The following is an 18,020-nucleotide window of genomic DNA, read 5'->3' on the forward strand; positions in this document are numbered from 1 at the left end:
TTTCAAAAATATGTTGTAAAGCGCTTTCAATTATCATATAATTTCAATAAATCGATTTAGTAAACCGGTTTAGTAAAACGGTTTAGCAAATGAAAGTTGGAGAGTATGGAATGAAAAAAGTAACGATTGCTGATGTTGCTCAGCATGCGAATGTATCGAAGAGTACCGTTTCCCAATATTTGAATAATCGCTTTGATTATATGAGGGAAGAAACGAAGAACCGAATAGAAGAATCCATCAAAGAGCTTGGGTATCGACCGAATATTGTCGCGAGAAGCCTCAAGCAGAAGTCGACGACGACGATCGGAGTGATTGTGGCGAATATTCTCCACACGTTCTCGACCCAGGTGATCCGTGCGATCGAAGACACCTGCCAGGAAGCAGAATTTCACACGATTGTCTGTAATGCAGATGATGATCCAGAGAAGGAACGGAAGTATATTGAAATGCTACGTGCCAAACAGGTGGATGGCATCATTCTGCTGCCAACAGGGGATAATGCAACCTTATACAATGAGATGCTGAAGGAGGGCTATCCGATCGTGTTCGTTGACCGGACGGTGCCTGATGTAAACATACCGGCTATGCTTCTAGACAATGAGAAAGCATCCGGGCTTGGCGTTCAGCACTTCATCGACAGAGGCTACACGAAGATCGGCATCATCACGAATGTAATCCGGAATGTCACGCCGAGGATGGAGAGGATCAACGGTTATAAGAACACGATGAGAGCCAATGGACTGGACATCCGGGATGACTATATTAAGAGTTTGGAAGTAAACCGGATCAAAGAAGGGGTTCACGAGCTCCTATCCTTGAACAATCCTCCGGAAGCGATCCTTGCGGGAAATGATTTAACGCTCATTGAAATCTTGAAATATGTAAAAGAGAACCATGTGAAGATTCCTGAGGATTTGGCGATTATCGGAATCGATGATGTTTCCTTTGCCGGTTTTTATGAGCCGGGATTGACGATCGTGGCACAGCCCACCTTTGAAATCGGCAAGAAAGCGGCGGAATTTTTATTAAATAAAATCCAGAAAAAAGAGGATCAGGAAGAGGGTCTTGTCTTCCGATTCGATCCTAAGTTAATCATACGAGAATCTTGTTAGACAGAAAGGGTGTTACCCATGAATGATGTAGTAACAATTGGCGATGCGATGATTACTCTTGATCCTTCATCGACGGGCCCGATGAGGTTTGTCTCTTCTTTTGAACGGAAGATCGGGGGAGCCGAGCTGAACTTTGCGATTGGCTGTGCCAGGCTAGGGTTAAAGACCGGCTGGGTCAGCCGACTGGGGAATGACGAGTTCGGAAGACATATCTTCAACACCGTACGCGGTGAAGGGGTGGATGTGTCCGAAGTGGAGCTTGCGGATGGTTATCCGACTTCTCTGAACTTCAAGGAAATCATGGGGGACGGTAGCGTGCGGACCTTCTATTACAGAGACCGTTCTCCCACAACGGTGTTGACGAAGGAAACCTTGAATGAAGAGTTTTTGAAAAACACAAGGATCCTCCATATTACAGGAGTATTCCCTGCGGTGGATAAAACAAAAAATATTGAGCTGATTCGCCACGCGATCATTGAAGCGAAGAAGCATGGAGTAATGATTTCATGCGATCCGAATATTCGATTGAAACTGTGGAGTGAGGATGAAGCAAGGGATGTGTTGAGAAGTTTCCTCCCGCATGTAGACATCCTTCTGACGGGAATCGAAGAAGCAGAGCTGTTGTTCGGAACATCCGACACCAATGAAATCATTGAGCATTGTAAGAAATTCGAGATCACACATCTTGCTATCAAGAAAGGCGAGGAAGGCTCGGTTGGATATGTGAACGGTGAGTATGTGGAAGCCCCGGCCGTAAAGGCGAAGAAAGTGGTGGATACAGTAGGTGCCGGTGATGGATTCGATGCAGGGTTCATTTACGGGATCCTTCAGAACTGGCCACTAGAGAAAGCGCTTTACTTCGCGAACATCATCGGCTCGATGGTCGTTAGTGTGACCGGTGATAATGAAGGCCTGCCTTATTTAGAAGATGTGCTTGTCCATTTGGGAGAAAAAGAACGAGTGGAAAGGTAGGGGGATGACATGAATATACAAGTTGCGCTTGACCGCCTGACCAGGGAAGAATGCTTTCAGATTTTGGAGAAGACGGGTCCTTATGTGGACTGGATCGAAGTAGGAACGGGTGTTATTAAGGAATATGGAATGCCAATCATCCGGGAAATCCGCGAGAGGTATCCCGATCAAATCATCGTCGCGGACATGAAAACATGCGATGCCGGTATACACGAGGCTATCCAGGCTTTTGATGCCGGGGCGGATATTACGACTGTCATGGCGTTCTCTGCAGACAAGACGATCAAGGATACTCTCGAGGTGGCAGAGAAGCATGGCAAGAGAGTCATGATTGATTTACTAGGAGTATCGGAGAATAAGAGAGTCCAAGAAATACAGGAGCTTGGTGTTTCCCTTGTCAGCCTGCATATTGGGAAGGACATGCAGGAAACGGGGGCAGGCACTGACAATCTGTTTCATCTGATCCAGGGAATCAGCGGACTCGAGACGGCTGTTGCCGGGGGCATCACCCTAGAGACACTGCCATCCATTGTTGAAAAGAGGCCTGATACGGTCATTATTGGCAGCGCTATCACGAAAGCGACCGACCCGGCAGAGGCTGCAAGGGCGATGAAAGGACTGATCAGGAAATGAAATCTATCATCACGACGGTAGCCGAAGAAATCTCAGAAGTTTTATCAAAAGTGAATGAAGAAGAGGCAATACATCTATCCCAGCAATTGAAAACAGCCAATCGGATTTTCGTCTATGGTGAAGGACGTTCCGGTTTGATGGGGAAAGCATTTGCGATGCGTCTGATGCACGGTGGCTTTCAGGTCTACGTCATCGGGGAAACGATCACACCGAGCATGGACGAAGGGGATTTACTTATCGCGATTTCGGGATCAGGCTCAACAGGGGCGATTGTCCAATTTGCCTCAAAGGCGAAAGAAGTTGGGGCGAGTGTGTTCCTCGTGACAACGAATAGGGAATCCAAGCTTGCGGCGATCAGTGACGGGATCTTGGGTATACCTGCAGCAACGAAGTACCGGAGAACGGAGGAACCGGAAACGATTCAGCCACTTGGGAATCAGTTCGATCAGTCCGTCCATCTAGTGTTAGACGCGGTCATCATAGGTACCTTGGAGCAGGGAGAAACGAACGAAGCCATGGCCAAACGGCATGCGAATATAGAATGAAGGGTGAGGTTAGACAGTGAACCCAGTAGAGTTTATCAAAGAAGAAGTCCTTGTGGCCGTCATCCGGGAAGCTACTCCACAAACGATTCTGCCGATTGCAGAAGCTTTGTATGAGGGTGGAGTGAAAGTACTTGAAATCACGGCTGAGACACCGAAGTTTACAAGATTGATTGAAATCGTAAGAGAGGAAATGGGCGGTCGTGTCCTGACCGGAGCAGGGACCGTCCTCGATCCGGAAACAGCAAGGGACGCTATCATGGCGGGAAGTGAGTTCATCGTTTCACCTTCTTTCAACCCGGAGACGGTGAAGATGACGAAGCGCTACGGGATCCCGAGTATACCGGGAGCCCTGACGCCGACGGAAATCCTGACGGCATTTGAGCTCGGGGCAGACATGATCAAGGTCTTTCCGGCAAACACATTTGGACCAGGCTATGTGAAAAGCATTCACGGTCCTTTCCCGTCTATCCCGTTAATGGTGACCGGGGGGATCAATATGGATAATCTCGCAGAGTATCTAGAGGCAGGGGCCCTGGCAGTGGGTCTCGGAGGAAATCTGGTCAATCCGAAGCAGTTGCAACATGCGGAAGATTATCAGCGCTTGACACAGAAAGCGCGTGAATACACGCAAATCGTTCAGAAGGTAAAGGCAGTTCAAACCATTTAATCATAACAAGGGGGAACTAAGGATGAAGAAATTTTTCTCAATATCATTTGTATTATTGTTGGCTCTTTCCGGTATTCTGGCTGGATGTGGAAGTGACGAAGCATCAGGGGGAGAAGCAGGTAAGAAAATCAAGATCGTAGCGGCACATAACCAGACATCACCGGACAATCCATATCAAACAGGACTTTTGAAGTTCAAGGAAGTCGCTGAAAGCAAGTCAGACGGTGATATCGAAGTGGAAGTGCACGCAGGGACCATTGGAACGGAAGAATCTGAACTGGTTGAAAAGCTGAAGCTTGGCGGCGCGGATGTGGTCCTTGTTTCACCTGGTTTCATGACTCAGACGGGAATCAAGGAAATCGACCTTCTGGCACTGCCATACCTTTTTGACAGTTACGATCATTGGGAAAAAACGGTTGACGGAGAAGTTGGGGAAGAAATGGCGAAATTGATCAACGATAAATCAAATAATGATTTCAAATTGATCGGGTACTGGTCTGCCGGCGTAAGACATTATTACGGGAAAAAGCCACTTGAAAAGATGGAAGACCTCAAGGGAATGACGTTCAGAACGCAGACTTCAGGTGTAGTTGCGGACTATTGGAAGAAAGTCGGAGCGATCCCGACATCAATTGCATGGGGAGAACTGTATCAGGCCCTTCAGCAAAATGTCGTCGATTCAGCTGAAAACTCGTATCCGTACTTCATCCAGCAAAACCATCACAAAACGAAAAACGGGAAATATATCACCGAAACAGCGCATGATTACACCACTCGTTTCCTATTGGTAAACGGTAAGAAGTTCGATTCGTATTCAAAGGAACAACAGGATACCATCATCGAAGCAGCCAAGGCATCTGTTGAAGCAGAAAGAGAAGCCGTGTATGCCCAGGAAGATGAGTACAAACAGAAAGCGATCGATGAAGGGGCGGAAGTAAACGAAATCGACCGCGAAGCATTTATCAAACTGGCAGAGCCTCTTCAAGAAAAAGCAGCAAAGGAAATGGGAGCGGAAGATCTTCTTGAAAAGGTCAAAAAACTTAAGTAAAAACGTTCGTTAAAGGGGAGAGATGATCTGTTCTTCCCTTTAATTTTGAAAGGGGGAAGACGATCATGATGATTAAGGCGCTTGAAAAAATCCAGATGACCATCGGTGCTATTTTCTTAGTGATCTTTTTTGCAGCCATCATGGTTCAAATCGTTACCAGACATTTGGGTATATCTGTCATATGGACAGAGGAAGTGGCCAACTACTCGTTCATTTGGTCTGTGTTTATGGGGGCTTCCGTTATGGTGAGCAAACGGGAACATTTCAGCTTCGACTTCCTTATAGGGAAGTTGGAAGGAAAATCGAAAGTATCCTTGATGATCGTGATTGATGCAGTCATCTTATTATTCTCATTTGCCTTGTTCTACTATGGAATTGAAGCAGTACAGAACTTCTGGAACTACAACTGGACGTCCATTCCTGACTTGAAGATGGGTTACGTCTGGATTTCCATCCCAATCATGGGGGCGACCATGATGATTTACTCTGGGAGTCAATTAATCAACAATATCAAAGCGCTTAAAGGAAAGGGGGCACAGGCATGATAGGTATAGGATTGGTTGGATTATTTCTCATCCTGATGTTCATCGGTGTACCGATTGCCTTTGTCATCGGTATCATTGCCCTCCTTGGTATTTTCACGGTTCCTTATATTCCTGAGGTGACGGTCCCAATGAAGATGCTGAATGGAATCGACTCGTTCGTCCTGCTTGCCGTGCCGCTATTCATCCTGGCAGCCAACTTGATGAACCACGGAAAGATTTCACAAAAGCTGATTGATCTTTCATTGACGATGGTCGGTCACATCAGAGGGGGCCTTGCCCACGCGAACATCTTGGTTTCGATGATATTTGCAGGGGTGTCGGGAGCCGCACAGGCTGATACGGCGGGGGTCGGGAAAATCCTGATTCCAAACATGAAGAAGCAGGGATATGACACGGAAACGGCAGTTGGCGTGACGGCAGCGTCTTCTACGATTGGTGTCATCATCCCCCCTAGTATTCCGATGATCATCTTTGCGGGATTGACGAATGCTTCTGTGGGTGCTCTATTCCTCGGGGGAATCGTTCCCGGCGTCCTGATCGGGCTCGGCATGATGCTCTTCATTTATATCATGGCTTTGAAAAGGGGATATCCGAGATCGAAAAGGGCAACATTCAGCCAATTCTTTAAGCTGGTGTACGAAACGGTACCAGCTCTGGTCACGCCAATCATCATTATCGGTGGGATCATCTCAGGGTTCTTCACCCCGACTGAAGCAGCCGCCGTTGCTTGCTTGTACACATTTTTGATTTGTATGTTTTTCTATAAAACATTGAAACTATCGGATCTTCCAAAGATTATCAAAGATACACTGGCCCTGAGCTCCCTTTCACTCTTCGCCCTTGCAGCTGCAAGCGCACTGGGTGAACTAATGAGCTATTATCAATTATCGGTCAAGGCACAGGAGTTTTTCGTGAACAACGTCGGGGCAGAGTGGGTATTCATCCTGATCATCATCGTATTCTTCCTGTTCGTCGGTACGTTCATGGATGCGATCCCAGCCATGATTTTATTCGTCCCGGTCATCTTGCCGACAGCCAATCTGTTCGGAATGGAGCCTGTGCACCTGGGCCTGATCGTGGTTATGACTCTTGCAATCGGACTCGTCACACCTCCTTACGGGTTATGTCTCTTGCTGGCTGCTAAAATAGGCAAACTTAGCATCGAGAAGTCTTTCTCTGCCGTCATGCCGTATATATTGATTGTCCTCGTTGTCCTGTTGTTCGTGGCATTTTTACCGGAAGTAGCATTCTATCTTCCTAAATTAATAAACCCAAGCCTATTCTGACGATCCGGCTTGAGGCTCTGAGTATAGTTGAAAAGGGGAGTGGACAGTAATGGTGAAAAGAGAAGTATTAAGCAGCGAAGGATCCATGATGCTCGTAAAGGTGGAGCTGGCGGAAGGATTCGTCGGTGATATCGATCAGCATCCCGAAGAACAATTAAGCTTTATTGAGAGAGGGCAAGTGGAGTTTGAAGTCGATGGAAAAAAAAGAATCCTGAATAAAGGGGATACGCAGTACATTCCATCGAGCATCCAGCACCGTGTGAAAGTCCTCGAGGAGTGCGTGATTTTGGATATGTTTTCGCCGATTCGGAAGGATTTACTACAGGGATAAAAAAGGGCTTCACCCCATAAATTTGGGTGTGAAGCTCTTTTTATTTGTGAGAAAGATTCAAACTGCTTTTCGTCTTTAGTGTCGAGGTACCAGTCCCATTGGTTTCTCATAGCCAATGTTTTTCCTCCTGATATTTTGATTTGTTCTATAGATAGCACACTCAATTAGGAAATATAGGGTATGGGAACGATAAGTTGCGACAATATTTTGGGAATTTAAACCTAATATTAGTACTATATGGATAGTGAGGAAAACTGTAAAAAGGAGGAAACATTAAGCAAAAAGTTATCAAGACTCCATGGCCATGTCACCAGAAGCGATACGAGACCAATTAGTTTCTGAATACGGCGAACAGTTCACTCAAGAGGAAGCGGATTACGCTATTCAACATTTAACTGAATAAAATCTTAAACATAAGTTAGTGTTTGACCGTTAACATAGTAAAACGTTACCGTTCAAAGGGAGACACTATTTTTTTACAAAAAGAGAAACATAAACTTATAAAAGGAAAAAGACGTCGTAGAACATTCAGGACGCTCTTTTTCCTTTTTCTTCATACTGTACTTCGGAGGTTTTCTCTAAGTAATCCCTAAGATAAGCTGCATTTTACTGACAACTCCAAAACCGAACCCGGTAGTATGAATAGGGGCTTTTTATTTTGGACATAGCAGTCACGGCCATATACACATTAAAAAAAGCGAGCTCCATGCTTGCTTTTTTATGTTTCATATTCTTTTTAGAATGATTCAATCCTGCTGTCTATCCACTACCTTACCCAAACATCCCTTTAATTGACTTAATGACTTTCAGTGCTTCTTTATTCTTTTTATCTATTTTGGTTTCGCCTTTGAGATGCGTGACTTTTTTGGGGGTTGGTTTCTTATTGGGGTTCTTGTCCATGTTTTTTTCCCTCCTGTCAGGGTTTCATTACTATCCATCTTATTCAGGAGGGGGAAGAAGTATACAACCAAATAAAAAAGCAGGATGCATGATTGTGCTTCCTGCGCGTCTTGTGACTTCTATTGATTGTTGATAAATTGCAGCACCTTTTTATTCAACTGCTGGACATTCCGATACATTTTGCTCGTTGATTTCTCAGATAGATGGGTCACTCTGGAAGCAGTGGCTGACACTTTCACCCGCCGGCCGTTTACCGTGATCACTTTGCCTTTTCTTGATTCTTTTTCTTTAAATTGCCCGATCATGTAAAACCCTCCCTTTATGAAGTGGTCTTTCTATCATTATACCACGGTTCGTTTTAAAGCGAATAGAAGAGATAGATTAAATTGGTGATGTGGATCGCATCTACCTCTAACACATCACCCATTTCCTTTTTTAAGACGATAATGAACTGGTCTGTATTCATAAATACCGGTACAAGCATGCTTTCGTCATCAACAAGGGACACGACAGCTGATTGTGCCAGGCTTTCTACATCTTCTTCTTCACTGTTTAAATCAAAATTATTAATGGTCTTGATTTGTTCTACTGTCATCCTGATTCCTTCTGTTAAGCGGTAGGCTTCGACAAGCACTTGGATCTCATCAGCAGCCAATCCTCCTATCACGGCCGGATCTACATCCTCTGCTGAAAACTCTATATCCCGGACCCGGTGAATCTGCACGTTGAATCCGAACTTCTCGGCATACATAACCAGATAGTTTTTCAACTCTTGTTCCGTGTAACTTCTTGAGGAAGAGAGAAGCTCATTGTTTTTCTGGATCATTTCAGAGACTGCTTCAACCCGGTAGACCATGGCTTTATGGATCTTGTCATTGGTCTTGATGATATCTTCCACATAATCGGTGTATTGAAACTCGGCACTCCAAATTTTCATAATGCTCGGAGTAAGAAGAATGGCTAAATCCATAAAAATCACGATTGCAGTCAAGGTCAAGATAAACTCCCAATTAGACAATTGGAGTTCATCCATCAACAAGCCGATGGATATCGCTCCTATAAACAATGTATACAGGGTTTTCCGCAGTGTCCGCAGAGACAAATGATATTTTAATGGTTGAAAAATGAAAAAAACCAAATTCGCCACCGAAAAGACCAACAAAACCGCGATGTAAATTTTAAACGCCATATCTACCCTCCATTGCTTATATCGTTTCCTGACTAACACTCTATTATTCTAATTTTCATTAAACTTTCTATCTATTTTATCTTACCGGAAAATAGGTTGATGTTTCCATTTATTTTCCTTGGGTAGTTTGAATCAGCTACAGTCGATGCACCAGAAAAGCAGGTAACGCGGTTTTTTTTCTGAAAAAAGACCGGAGTACATGTCCCTGTGGGTTCTCAAGACGGCGAATGAAGTGGAAGTGAAGATCGCGAATCACTAAATTAAAATCATTGATAAAGAAGGGAGCCACTATTTATTCAAGAGGCTTCCTTTAATATTGACTCACCCTTATGCATTTCAACATTCATTAATGGTAAGGAGCAGTATCAATGTATACACTATTTTAAATGTACGAAAATCACTTCTCTCTACAAAAATATCCGGTGCCCTAATGGGTCACCGGATATCATCCTATCGGAATAGATTGTGAATTGTACTCGTCCCAAGAAGATGAAATCAATGCATCATCATTTCATCAGCGATTTCCTTGCCGCTAAAGTCAGAAGGGTAATAGGTTGGCCAGTTCACGACTTCCTCAAGCAGCGCTTCCCGGTCATCTCCCCAATACAAGTGATAATGGTGTGAATCGGTAGGGTCAATGCTGTGATCACTAAATTGGATATAGTTTGGCATCTTTCCTTCCGTCTCGTTCGCAAGCTTGAAGATATAGCGCACTCCACGGTTTCCCTTCTCATAAGTTAGAATTTCATACCCGTCATAGGTATAGTGTCCAGACGATTTTTTCCCATTTTCAAAGAAGGTGAACGTATCCCCATCAATCTTGATGCGCTCGACGCCTGTTTTGTATCCGATTGTATAGTACTCTTTATACTCTTCCGCCGTCTTATCGCCGTCTTCTGCTTTGTGAGCAAATACTTCATCGAGGGTCCCATCCAGTAAATAAGGGTAAACGGATTGCCAGTCACCTTCCCAGTCAGATAGCTCTCGATCTTTCACTTGCTCATCTTCAAAGTACCCATCATAAATTTTCTGGGCTTCTTCATCTACTCCATGATCATGGTCATGCTCTTCCGGTTCTATAGCAGGTGCACCTTCCAATGCTGTCTTCAGCTGTGTCAGGTTACGTCTCATCAGTGTAAAATAGTCTTCATCCTTTTCAATATCTTCATCCGTCAGTACAGACAGGTTATGAAGTCTGAGTGTTTCTGCACCTATTTCATCCCTTACCACTCCAGCGATTTTCGTTGTGATGTTCTGCTCGAAAAAGACATGCTTTAATCCATATTCTTTAGCTGTCTCAACAATGGTCTGGAGTTCTTTCTGAGATGGTTCATGTGTCGGGCTCAGTCCCGAAACAGCAATCTGGTGTACACCATACGCTTCTTCCCAATAGCCATAGGCGGCATGAGAGACGATAAAGTGATTGCCTGATGTTGCTTCCAGTTCAGTGGCGAACTCCTGATCAAGAGCTTCAAGGTCAGCCTTGAGGGCTTCAAAGTTTTCATTGAATAGTGCCTCTTCTTCAGGCTTCAATTCTACTAATACATTCTTAATGTTCTCTGCCATTTCAATGGAGCGGATCGGGTCCAGCCATACGTGAGGATCAAGGTCTCCGTGGTCATGATCTTCTTCATGATCGTGGTCATCGGCTCCTTCATTCATCTCAATCCCTTCAGATGCTTCAACTACTTTCACATCTTCAGCCTCTACAGCCTCAGTAATTTTGTCCGCATACGCCTCCATCCCCGCGCCATTCATAATAAATGCATCTGCTTCGGCAATGGCTAATACATCTTTAGAAGTGGGTTCATATGTATGTGAGTCCGATCCGGGAGGTAAAAGGGATTCAACATCGGCTTCTTCACCAGCAATCCTTTCTGCAAAAAACTGCAGGGGATATACCGTAGTGAAAAGTTTCACCGGTTCCGTTGAAGACGCTTCCTGTCCCTCACTATTAGTCTCATTATCTTCTCCGCATGCAGCAAGGGAGAGGACCATTACTATACTAAATAAAGCCATCCATTTTTTCTTCATATGTATCCTCCTTATGAGTTCATAGAATAATATATCGTAACAATTACGATTTGTAAATAGGAATTGTTACGATTTGTGGTTTGATGGGTGCCCAGTTGCGACAGGTACCTTGGCAACCGCAGTGATCTTATAAAAGAAGAGGGAATAGCAAAATAAACTAGAAAAGTAGAAGATACTCCTTGTTGGGAAAGTAAAATGACTGTATAGGTCCTGGTTTTTTTATCCTATAAATTTACTTGAAATGGAGTTTCTGGAATGGACGAACCTGGGCCAATACTAGAGTATATCAGGCGAATCAGCCTGAATTACGTGGCTGATTATCCATCCATTTTCGGTTTTCTTATCTTTGAAATAAGGTCTATATACCTACATGGATTTCCCAATAGGTTACAGGCGTGACCAATGCTATATTCAAAGTGTTAGAAAATTAAGACAAAGGGGATGGATAAGTAAATGAAGCGAAAGAACAAAATGTTAGTGTATGCATTGGGTACAGGTCTGTTGCTCGGTTCGGGGAATATCCCTGCCATTAATGTCCTTGCAGAAAAACCAACTTCCATTGAATCCGTACTTGCCAACATGTCTCCACAGCAGCTGGAAAACTATAAGCAGCTCCAGTCGGTGGAAAAACAAGGTCTTTATTTAGATCGAACGGTTAACCTTAAAAGTGACAGCCCGGTGAAGGTCATCGTACAGCTTGACCACCACCCTGAAAAAGTCGCTCAGTTGAAAGCGAAACTGGAAGGTAAAACACTTGACGCTCGTGAAGCAAAGGCGCGTGTAGAAAAGGATCAAAAAGACTTCAAAAACGAGTTGGCCAACATGTTCGGGGATAAAAGTAAGAATGGTTATAAGGTAGACCAAACGTATAAAAACGCCATGAACGGTGTTTCCCTGGAACTTCCTGCTAATAGAATTGAAGATTTAATGAAACTAGATGTGGTAAGAGCGGTCTACAGCAACGTCGAAGTTCAAATTGATCCACCGGTTCCATCAGAGGCTCAGTCTAACAAATCAGCAGAAGAGTATATGATGGAAAGCCTTCCTTACTTAGGAGTCGATAAGCTACATAATGAAGGGTTTACCGGCAAAGGAATCAAAGTGGGGGTTCTTGATACAGGTATCGATTATCACCATCCTGATTTGGATGAAGTCTATAAAGGCGGTTATGACTTCGTGGACAACGATAATGATCCGATGGAAGCAACGTATCAGGATTGGAAAGAGTCCGGTTTACCGGAATTCTCGAATGGCAATTCCTATTATACTGAACATGGGACGCATGTTGCCGGTACGGTTGCCGGTGAAGGCGATAATGAAAGTGAATACAGTATAAAAGGGGTAGCTCCTGAAGCAGATCTTTATGGCTACCGTGTCCTCGGACCTTATGGAAGAGGGTCGAGTGAAGGGGTCATTGCAGGGATTGATCGCGCTGTTGCCGACGGAATGGATGTCATCAACCTTTCTCTTGGTGCAGGTGTCAATGATCCCCTGTATCCGACCTCTGTAGCGGTGAACAACGCTGTTCTCAGCGGTGTGACGGCTGTCGTTTCTGCTGGTAATAGCGGAAGTGGATCCTTTACATTAGGCTCGCCTGGAACCGCTGCACTTGCCTTAACAGTAGGCGCAAGTGATGTTCCGATCGATATCGCGACATTCACTGGTCAATATGGAGCAGAAAGCGTCAATCTTCAGCTAATGGCCAGAAACTATAGTGATCATCTCGCAGATTTAGAAGGTAGTAGTATGCAGCTTGTAGATGTTGGTCTTGCTACTAGTAACAATGATTTTATCGGTAAGCAAGTAGAAGGGAATATCGCATTAATCAGCCGTGGTGACATTTCATTTGTTGATAAGATTAAAGCAGCAGCTGCGCGTGGGGCTGAAGCCGTCATAATTTATAACAATAACGGTGAAGAAGGACACATCCCTCATTTCCTTGGAGAGGGAGTCGATTATATTCCTACATTCTCCTTGACCAAGGCTGAAGGAGAAGCGTTGAAGGCAAGCATCCAGGAAGGTGCAACCTTTACCTTTAGCGATATGCAGGCCATCACCACAGAGGGTGACCGCCTTGCCGATTTCAGTTCAAGGGGCCCATCCAGAATGAATTATGATATCAAGCCTGAAATTGTTGCCCCTGGGGTGGGCGTGCTATCAACGGTTCCTTCCTATATCAACGATAAAGAAAACGGAACGTATGATTACGCCTATGCGAGGTTATCGGGAACCTCAATGGCATCCCCGCATGTAGCTGGGATGGCGGCACTATTATTACAATCCAATAAAGAACTGGAACCAGCTGATGTGAAATCCATATTCATGAACACCGCGGATCCTATGAACGGCGATTACAGTGTCTATGAAGTCGGCGCCGGCAGGGTGGACCCTTATGAAGCCATTCATTCAGATATGAATTTTCAGGTCATTGATGAGACAACCACCCTCATGAATGGAGAAGAAATGAACATTGATGAGAAGACCGGTGGGATGAGCTTCGGATTTCAGTATATTGAGAAGTCACTGAGAGATCAGCGTACGATTATGATTGAGAACTCCGGTGAAGAAACGAAAACATTTAATGGCAGTGTGAAGTTTACCAATCAGTCCCATGACGCTTCCAAAAACGGAATCCATCTATCTTTTGATGAAAAGGTTAAGGTCAAGGCCGGGAAGAAAACAAAAACGAACGTATTCTTAACTGTCCCTAAAACAGCGGAAGAGGGTTACTATGAAGGGTATATCCGTTATGTGAATGAGGAAAATCCATCTGAAGAATATCAAATCCCATTTGGTATCCGAATTTCCGAAGAAGGATTTGAATCAGTCAGAGCTTTCAACTTCTCGACTAAAGAGAATAATCAATTCGGAGCTATATTCAATTATACCCCAATGGATTTCACATTGAAGTCACCTATGGAACAGATCAGCGTCGTGTTGGTCGACGGGAAGACGAATAACGAAATGGGACTGGTCGGAGTCATGGATTCTTCAGGTATCAATGAGGGACAGAGGATCATCATTAACTCTGCCTTTGCAGGTTACTATTACCCGTATGAAGATAACCGTATTTCAGTCAACCCTGCATTGGCACCGGAAGGTCACTACAAGTTAAGATTAGTGGGGGTCAACAGTGAAGGAAAAACCTTCACGAAAGAAACGGATACGTTCATTGATAATACAGCCCCGGAGTTTTCAAGTACATTGCCGACCGGCGTGTATGAGTATAAGGATGGACAAGAGACGGTTCCATTCTCCATGTCCCTCTTTGATAAGACCATTGAAGATATGAAGAAAGCAGGACTGGAAGCATCCCAATCCAATAATTACATTGTCTATCATTATGGATCACCATATCCATCGGGGGCATTATTTACGGATGCTGAAGGGAACCTTTCGGATGAAATCTTAATGAACCCGATCCTCAGCAGGTATCCTGTTGGGTTCTTCGCACACGATTCCGCCGGAAACTTCGCGCAGGGTGGACCCATTGTCAATAGCTTTGTAAAAGAAGGTACACAGTACGCCACGGCTTCCATGGATAAAAAAGAAATCATGGCTGGCGATAAGCTGACGTTGACACTGTCGTCCCATAATGTGAAACAACTGAAAGAAGGATCCTTCTCAGTAGATTACGACAGCAATCAACTCGAGTTGACGGACGTGAAGATCCACCCGGATTTCCTTGAGTATGGTGATGCTGAGATTACGTATGAGGATAAGGAAAAAACCAGTTCGAAAAGACATCTTGATGTTCATCTGAATGTGGAGAATCCGGAAGTGGAAGTAAATGGAGACATTCCAATGGCAGAAGTTACGTTTGAAGCGAAGGATGCTAAATTTTACAGAATGAACTATGTAACGGCGCCGACCTTCTCAAGCAAGTATACAGACGTAAACGGTCAAACGACTAATTTGAAGGGTTATTTTGAAGGGCAATATCCGGAACTGCTGCGCAGTTATTCAGAGATAAGAGGGGACATTAAGGCCCAAGGATTCTTTGGTATCGACGGAGTATATGACAATAGTATAGATTATTCAAATGCTCCCGTTTCCATCAAGGTGACCGATTGGGAAGGCAACGTACATGACGGGGAAATGGTCCGTAACAATGACTTCATAGCGAAGCTTCCAGTGACCGATAAGCCTTTCCAGATTGAAGTGAGTATCCCTGGACATTTTCCGGTCAAATCCACTTTCAATATCTTTGAACAACGGGAAGATAAGGTTGTCGGCACATGGCATGGCTTGCCTCTGCGCACGCAGGATGCCGGGGACATCAACCAGGACAGTGTGATTGATATCATGGATGCGATCGAGATGAAAAACAGCTGGGGAACGGATGATCAACATTCGGACCTGAATTTCGACGGAATCGTTGATGCGAAGGACTTCGAGTTAGTCGAATACAATTTCCTTGAAGCCGATCCTGGAGTGGATTCTGCACCGAAACCAATGGAGAAATACAAAGGAAAGACCTTGGAAGATATCAAAAATGAATTAGGTATTGAATAAATAATCGAGACAAAGGCACGCGCTGCCTTTGTCTGGAGTAGAGTGGGGACGGTTCCCACTCTACTTTTCTCTATTTTACAAGGAATAAATCATATCATCGAAACTTAACGACATGTTTCGATGCACCATAAGAAAGCAGGGTAAGAACCTTCCCTAATTAACCCTAAAGTTTTACTTGAGAGGATGACTCAGGTTTGAAATAATTGGAATATATAAATGTATCATTATAATGACGACAAATAAAAGAAGTTTAATGGATGTGGAAAGGGTGTGACGTAATGAAAAAGCTGATATTGGTTTTAGTATCTGTAGGGATGGTGGTGGTCATGTTTATGTTGAGTAATTATAGATTCACGCCTGAAAGTGCAGCCCTGAGCAACCCTGCCCTGACAGATGACTTTGAATATGTGGATCAACATGGATTGGGAGAGGCCGAGGTTCTATTATTCAAAAGTGATGAGAAAGAGGAGTACATGACAGTATTAGCCGAAAAGTCGGGCTTGCTTTATAGAAGTAATAGTTCTACATATACACCCTATACCTCGGACCCCCTTCAACTCGTTGGCGGCATGAGTCTTGCCACGGAAGAAAATGCTCTTACTTATTTGAGTGTCATTTCAAATGATGATAAGGTCGCTTATATTGAAGCAGGGGTAGAGCCCCATGTCGAGCGAAGAGGAGTGAGTGTAGGTGAGCGTGTTTCTTTGTTGTTTCCGTTTAGTGAGAACATAAACAAACTAAATGCCACGGCGTTTGACCAAAATGGAAAAAAGCTCTATTACCTTGGTTATCCAAAGGGTACCAATATGTTCAGACAAGAGGATTTCAGATGGCATAAGTATGAGTGAGATACAAAAGTAGAGTGGCGGCAGTTCCCACTCTACTTTTCTCTTTTTTACAAACATACCATCCTGCACCTTGGAAAGTAGGGTAAGAACCGTCCCCAATTAACCGCTTGACCCCAATTTGATGGGGTTCCCCATCATTTCTCTAAAAGTAACATAACCTCGTTTAAATCCTGTTCCGTCTTCAAATAATAGGCCTCATTTTTCTCAAGTCGAAACAAGAATTTAGCTTCTAGTAAGTATTCCTTCGCTTGTTCATAATCCCCACCCATTTTATGTATTTTCCCAAGCATATGTTTGGTTTTTCCAAGAATAAAACTCAGCTGTTTGCTTTCCAGTAATCCAATGATTTGATATGCGAGAGTCGTAGCTTCATTTAAATGACCATTTTTGACGTGACAATAAGCTAAATTATAGGCAACTCTCGGGGCTAGCGTATGATCTTCTAATTGAGGTAGGTCTTCAATGGCTGTATAAGCTTTATTAAAGTAATCGAATGCCATGGAGACACCATCTTTACTTAATGTCACCAGTCCTAGAGAATTGCAGACGCCGATGTCGAATTCTGTTCTTAAGTTCATATCAAGAATGCTTTTCAATTGTTCTTCGGCTTTTATTATATTCTTATCTCGAACATGCAGAAGAATGGCTTTGTTCCAGGTGATGAATTTCTTGTTAGTAAGATATTCTACATGATCAGAGTTTTGTTCTATTAGATTTTCAAATTGTTCAATCGTCAAGGAAAGGGCTTCGTAATCTTGATAATAGGTATGTTCTCTGCAAAGGTTTTTATATTTTTCTATTTCTTTAAAATCACTGAATGGCAGTTCACTCATTAATAATTTTAAAGGTACTTTAAGTTTTTTTGCTAATTTCAAATAATAGATCCAGTCTTGGATTTTGAGATCCTTTTTCAATTCTAAATAAAGTAGACTCATCACAAATGCCTTCTGCTAAATCTTTTCGTGTCATGCCCGCTTTCTTACGATAATATTCAATATTCTTATCAATGATTTTCATTTTCCCCTCCAAAAATTGATAAATAATCCATTGAATTTACAAATTATTGCACAAATGCATATTTTCATTTTATCCTACTAACTTCATAATGAAATTAATCAAAAAATAATCCATTAGTTATAGGGATACTATACCACACCAGGGGGATATATATGAGAAAAATATTGTTATCAAGCCTTTTATCCATTGTATTACTGCTAAATACCAGCACATTTATTCAGGACAAAGGAACTATTTCGGCTGGAAGTGAATTATCATTAGGTGTTATATCACCACAATATAATGATGAAATTATCGAAGGAAATCATTAATGTTCACTCAATCTATAAAAATATTAGTAGATATTAGTCCAGATAGGGTAAAAAGTTATCGATTGGG

18 protein-coding genes and 1 pseudogene are annotated in these 18,020 nt (G+C 43.4%); 13 read left to right on the forward strand and 6 right to left on the reverse strand.

The genetic code is table 11. The annotated features are described in order from the left end of the window. The first annotated feature begins 110 nt into the window (after positions 1 to 110). The 10 genes and pseudogenes from TV75_RS10695 to TV75_RS21505 all read left to right on the forward strand — a co-directional run. The gene (locus tag TV75_RS10695) at positions 111 to 1,112 is read left to right on the forward strand and encodes a LacI family DNA-binding transcriptional regulator (protein ID WP_044338734.1); all 1,002 of its coding nucleotides are present in this window, start codon (positions 111 to 113) and stop codon (positions 1,110 to 1,112) included. Between the two features lie 18 nt (positions 1,113 to 1,130). After that, positions 1,131 to 2,084, forward strand: a complete 954-nt coding sequence (locus TV75_RS10700) for a sugar kinase (protein ID WP_044338735.1) — start codon at positions 1,131 to 1,133, stop codon at positions 2,082 to 2,084. Between the two features lie 9 nt (positions 2,085 to 2,093). Further along, positions 2,094 to 2,717, forward strand: coding sequence for a 3-hexulose-6-phosphate synthase (gene hxlA, locus TV75_RS10705; protein WP_044338736.1), 624 nt, complete (start codon positions 2,094 to 2,096; stop codon positions 2,715 to 2,717). Further along, complete coding sequence (hxlB, locus tag TV75_RS10710) at positions 2,714 to 3,262, forward strand: 6-phospho-3-hexuloisomerase (RefSeq protein WP_044338737.1); 549 nt, start codon at positions 2,714 to 2,716, stop codon at positions 3,260 to 3,262. Before hxlA ends, hxlB begins: the two co-directional genes overlap by 4 nt. Positions 3,263 to 3,278: 16 nt before the next feature. Then, positions 3,279 to 3,929, forward strand: coding sequence for a bifunctional 4-hydroxy-2-oxoglutarate aldolase/2-dehydro-3-deoxy-phosphogluconate aldolase (locus TV75_RS10715; protein ID WP_044338738.1), 651 nt, complete (start codon positions 3,279 to 3,281; stop codon positions 3,927 to 3,929). Positions 3,930 to 3,951: 22 nt separating this feature from the next. Then, positions 3,952 to 4,977, forward strand: coding sequence for a TRAP transporter substrate-binding protein (locus TV75_RS10720; protein ID WP_044338739.1), 1,026 nt, complete (start codon positions 3,952 to 3,954; stop codon positions 4,975 to 4,977). Positions 4,978 to 5,042: 65 nt separating this feature from the next. Further along, positions 5,043 to 5,522, forward strand: a complete 480-nt coding sequence (locus TV75_RS10725) for a TRAP transporter small permease (protein WP_367379309.1) — start codon at positions 5,043 to 5,045, stop codon at positions 5,520 to 5,522. Continuing rightward, on the forward strand, positions 5,519 to 6,808 hold the full coding sequence (locus TV75_RS10730; RefSeq protein WP_172655699.1) for a TRAP transporter large permease: 1,290 nt from the start codon (positions 5,519 to 5,521) through the stop codon (positions 6,806 to 6,808). The genes TV75_RS10725 and TV75_RS10730 overlap by 4 nt, the downstream gene beginning before the upstream one ends. Positions 6,809 to 6,857: 49 nt before the next feature. After that, positions 6,858 to 7,139: a cupin domain-containing protein gene (locus TV75_RS10735; RefSeq protein WP_044338740.1), complete on the forward strand. Its 282-nt coding sequence runs from the start codon at positions 6,858 to 6,860 to the stop codon at positions 7,137 to 7,139. A gap of 277 nt (positions 7,140 to 7,416) precedes the next feature. Next, positions 7,417 to 7,542: pseudogene (locus TV75_RS21505) on the forward strand (Ltp family lipoprotein); the annotation flags it as partial. 368 nt (positions 7,543 to 7,910) lie between these two features. On the opposite strand, the gene TV75_RS22525 reads toward TV75_RS21505, so the two are convergent. From TV75_RS22525 to TV75_RS10750, 4 genes are all read right to left on the reverse strand, one after another. Then, complete coding sequence (locus TV75_RS22525; RefSeq protein ID WP_286163102.1) at positions 7,911 to 8,039, reverse strand: hypothetical protein; 129 nt, start codon at positions 8,037 to 8,039, stop codon at positions 7,911 to 7,913. Between the two features lie 119 nt (positions 8,040 to 8,158). Further along, positions 8,159 to 8,344 carry a hypothetical protein gene (locus tag TV75_RS10740; RefSeq protein WP_044338741.1) on the reverse strand — a complete coding sequence of 62 codons (186 nt, stop codon included), beginning with the start codon at positions 8,342 to 8,344 and terminating at the stop codon, positions 8,159 to 8,161. Between the two features lie 53 nt (positions 8,345 to 8,397). Further along, positions 8,398 to 9,228, reverse strand: a complete 831-nt coding sequence (locus TV75_RS10745; RefSeq protein ID WP_044338742.1) for a type II toxin-antitoxin system SpoIISA family toxin — start codon at positions 9,226 to 9,228, stop codon at positions 8,398 to 8,400. Positions 9,229 to 9,723: 495 nt separating this feature from the next. Next, a complete protein-coding gene (locus TV75_RS10750; protein WP_044338743.1) occupies positions 9,724 to 11,262 on the reverse strand; it encodes a metal ABC transporter solute-binding protein, Zn/Mn family in 1,539 nt (512 codons plus the stop codon). A gap of 453 nt (positions 11,263 to 11,715) precedes the next feature. On the opposite strand from TV75_RS10750, the gene TV75_RS22530 reads away from it, so the two are divergent. Next, positions 11,716 to 15,777, forward strand: coding sequence for a S8 family serine peptidase (locus tag TV75_RS22530; protein ID WP_044338744.1), 4,062 nt, complete (start codon positions 11,716 to 11,718; stop codon positions 15,775 to 15,777). 278 nt (positions 15,778 to 16,055) lie between these two features. Then, the gene (locus TV75_RS10760; RefSeq protein WP_044338973.1) at positions 16,056 to 16,625 is read left to right on the forward strand and encodes a hypothetical protein; all 570 of its coding nucleotides are present in this window, start codon (positions 16,056 to 16,058) and stop codon (positions 16,623 to 16,625) included. 134 nt (positions 16,626 to 16,759) lie between these two features. Here the strand turns inward: TV75_RS10760 and TV75_RS10765 are convergent, their stop codons facing one another. Both TV75_RS10765 and TV75_RS21510 read right to left on the reverse strand, forming a co-directional pair. Continuing rightward, positions 16,760 to 17,500, reverse strand: a complete 741-nt coding sequence (locus TV75_RS10765; RefSeq protein WP_082051243.1) for a hypothetical protein — start codon at positions 17,498 to 17,500, stop codon at positions 16,760 to 16,762. Then, positions 17,478 to 17,642, reverse strand: coding sequence for a helix-turn-helix transcriptional regulator (locus TV75_RS21510; RefSeq protein ID WP_082051244.1), 165 nt, complete (start codon positions 17,640 to 17,642; stop codon positions 17,478 to 17,480). Before TV75_RS21510 ends, TV75_RS10765 begins: the two co-directional genes overlap by 23 nt. A gap of 152 nt (positions 17,643 to 17,794) precedes the next feature. On the opposite strand from TV75_RS21510, the gene TV75_RS21835 reads away from it, so the two are divergent. Beyond that, the gene (locus tag TV75_RS21835; RefSeq protein WP_156142393.1) at positions 17,795 to 17,953 is read left to right on the forward strand and encodes a hypothetical protein; all 159 of its coding nucleotides are present in this window, start codon (positions 17,795 to 17,797) and stop codon (positions 17,951 to 17,953) included. The last annotated feature ends 67 nt before the right edge of the window (positions 17,954 to 18,020 follow it).

The organism is Rossellomorea aquimaris (assembly GCF_000935355.1).
Classification (GTDB): domain Bacteria; phylum Bacillota; class Bacilli; order Bacillales; family Bacillaceae_B; genus Rossellomorea; species Rossellomorea aquimaris_B.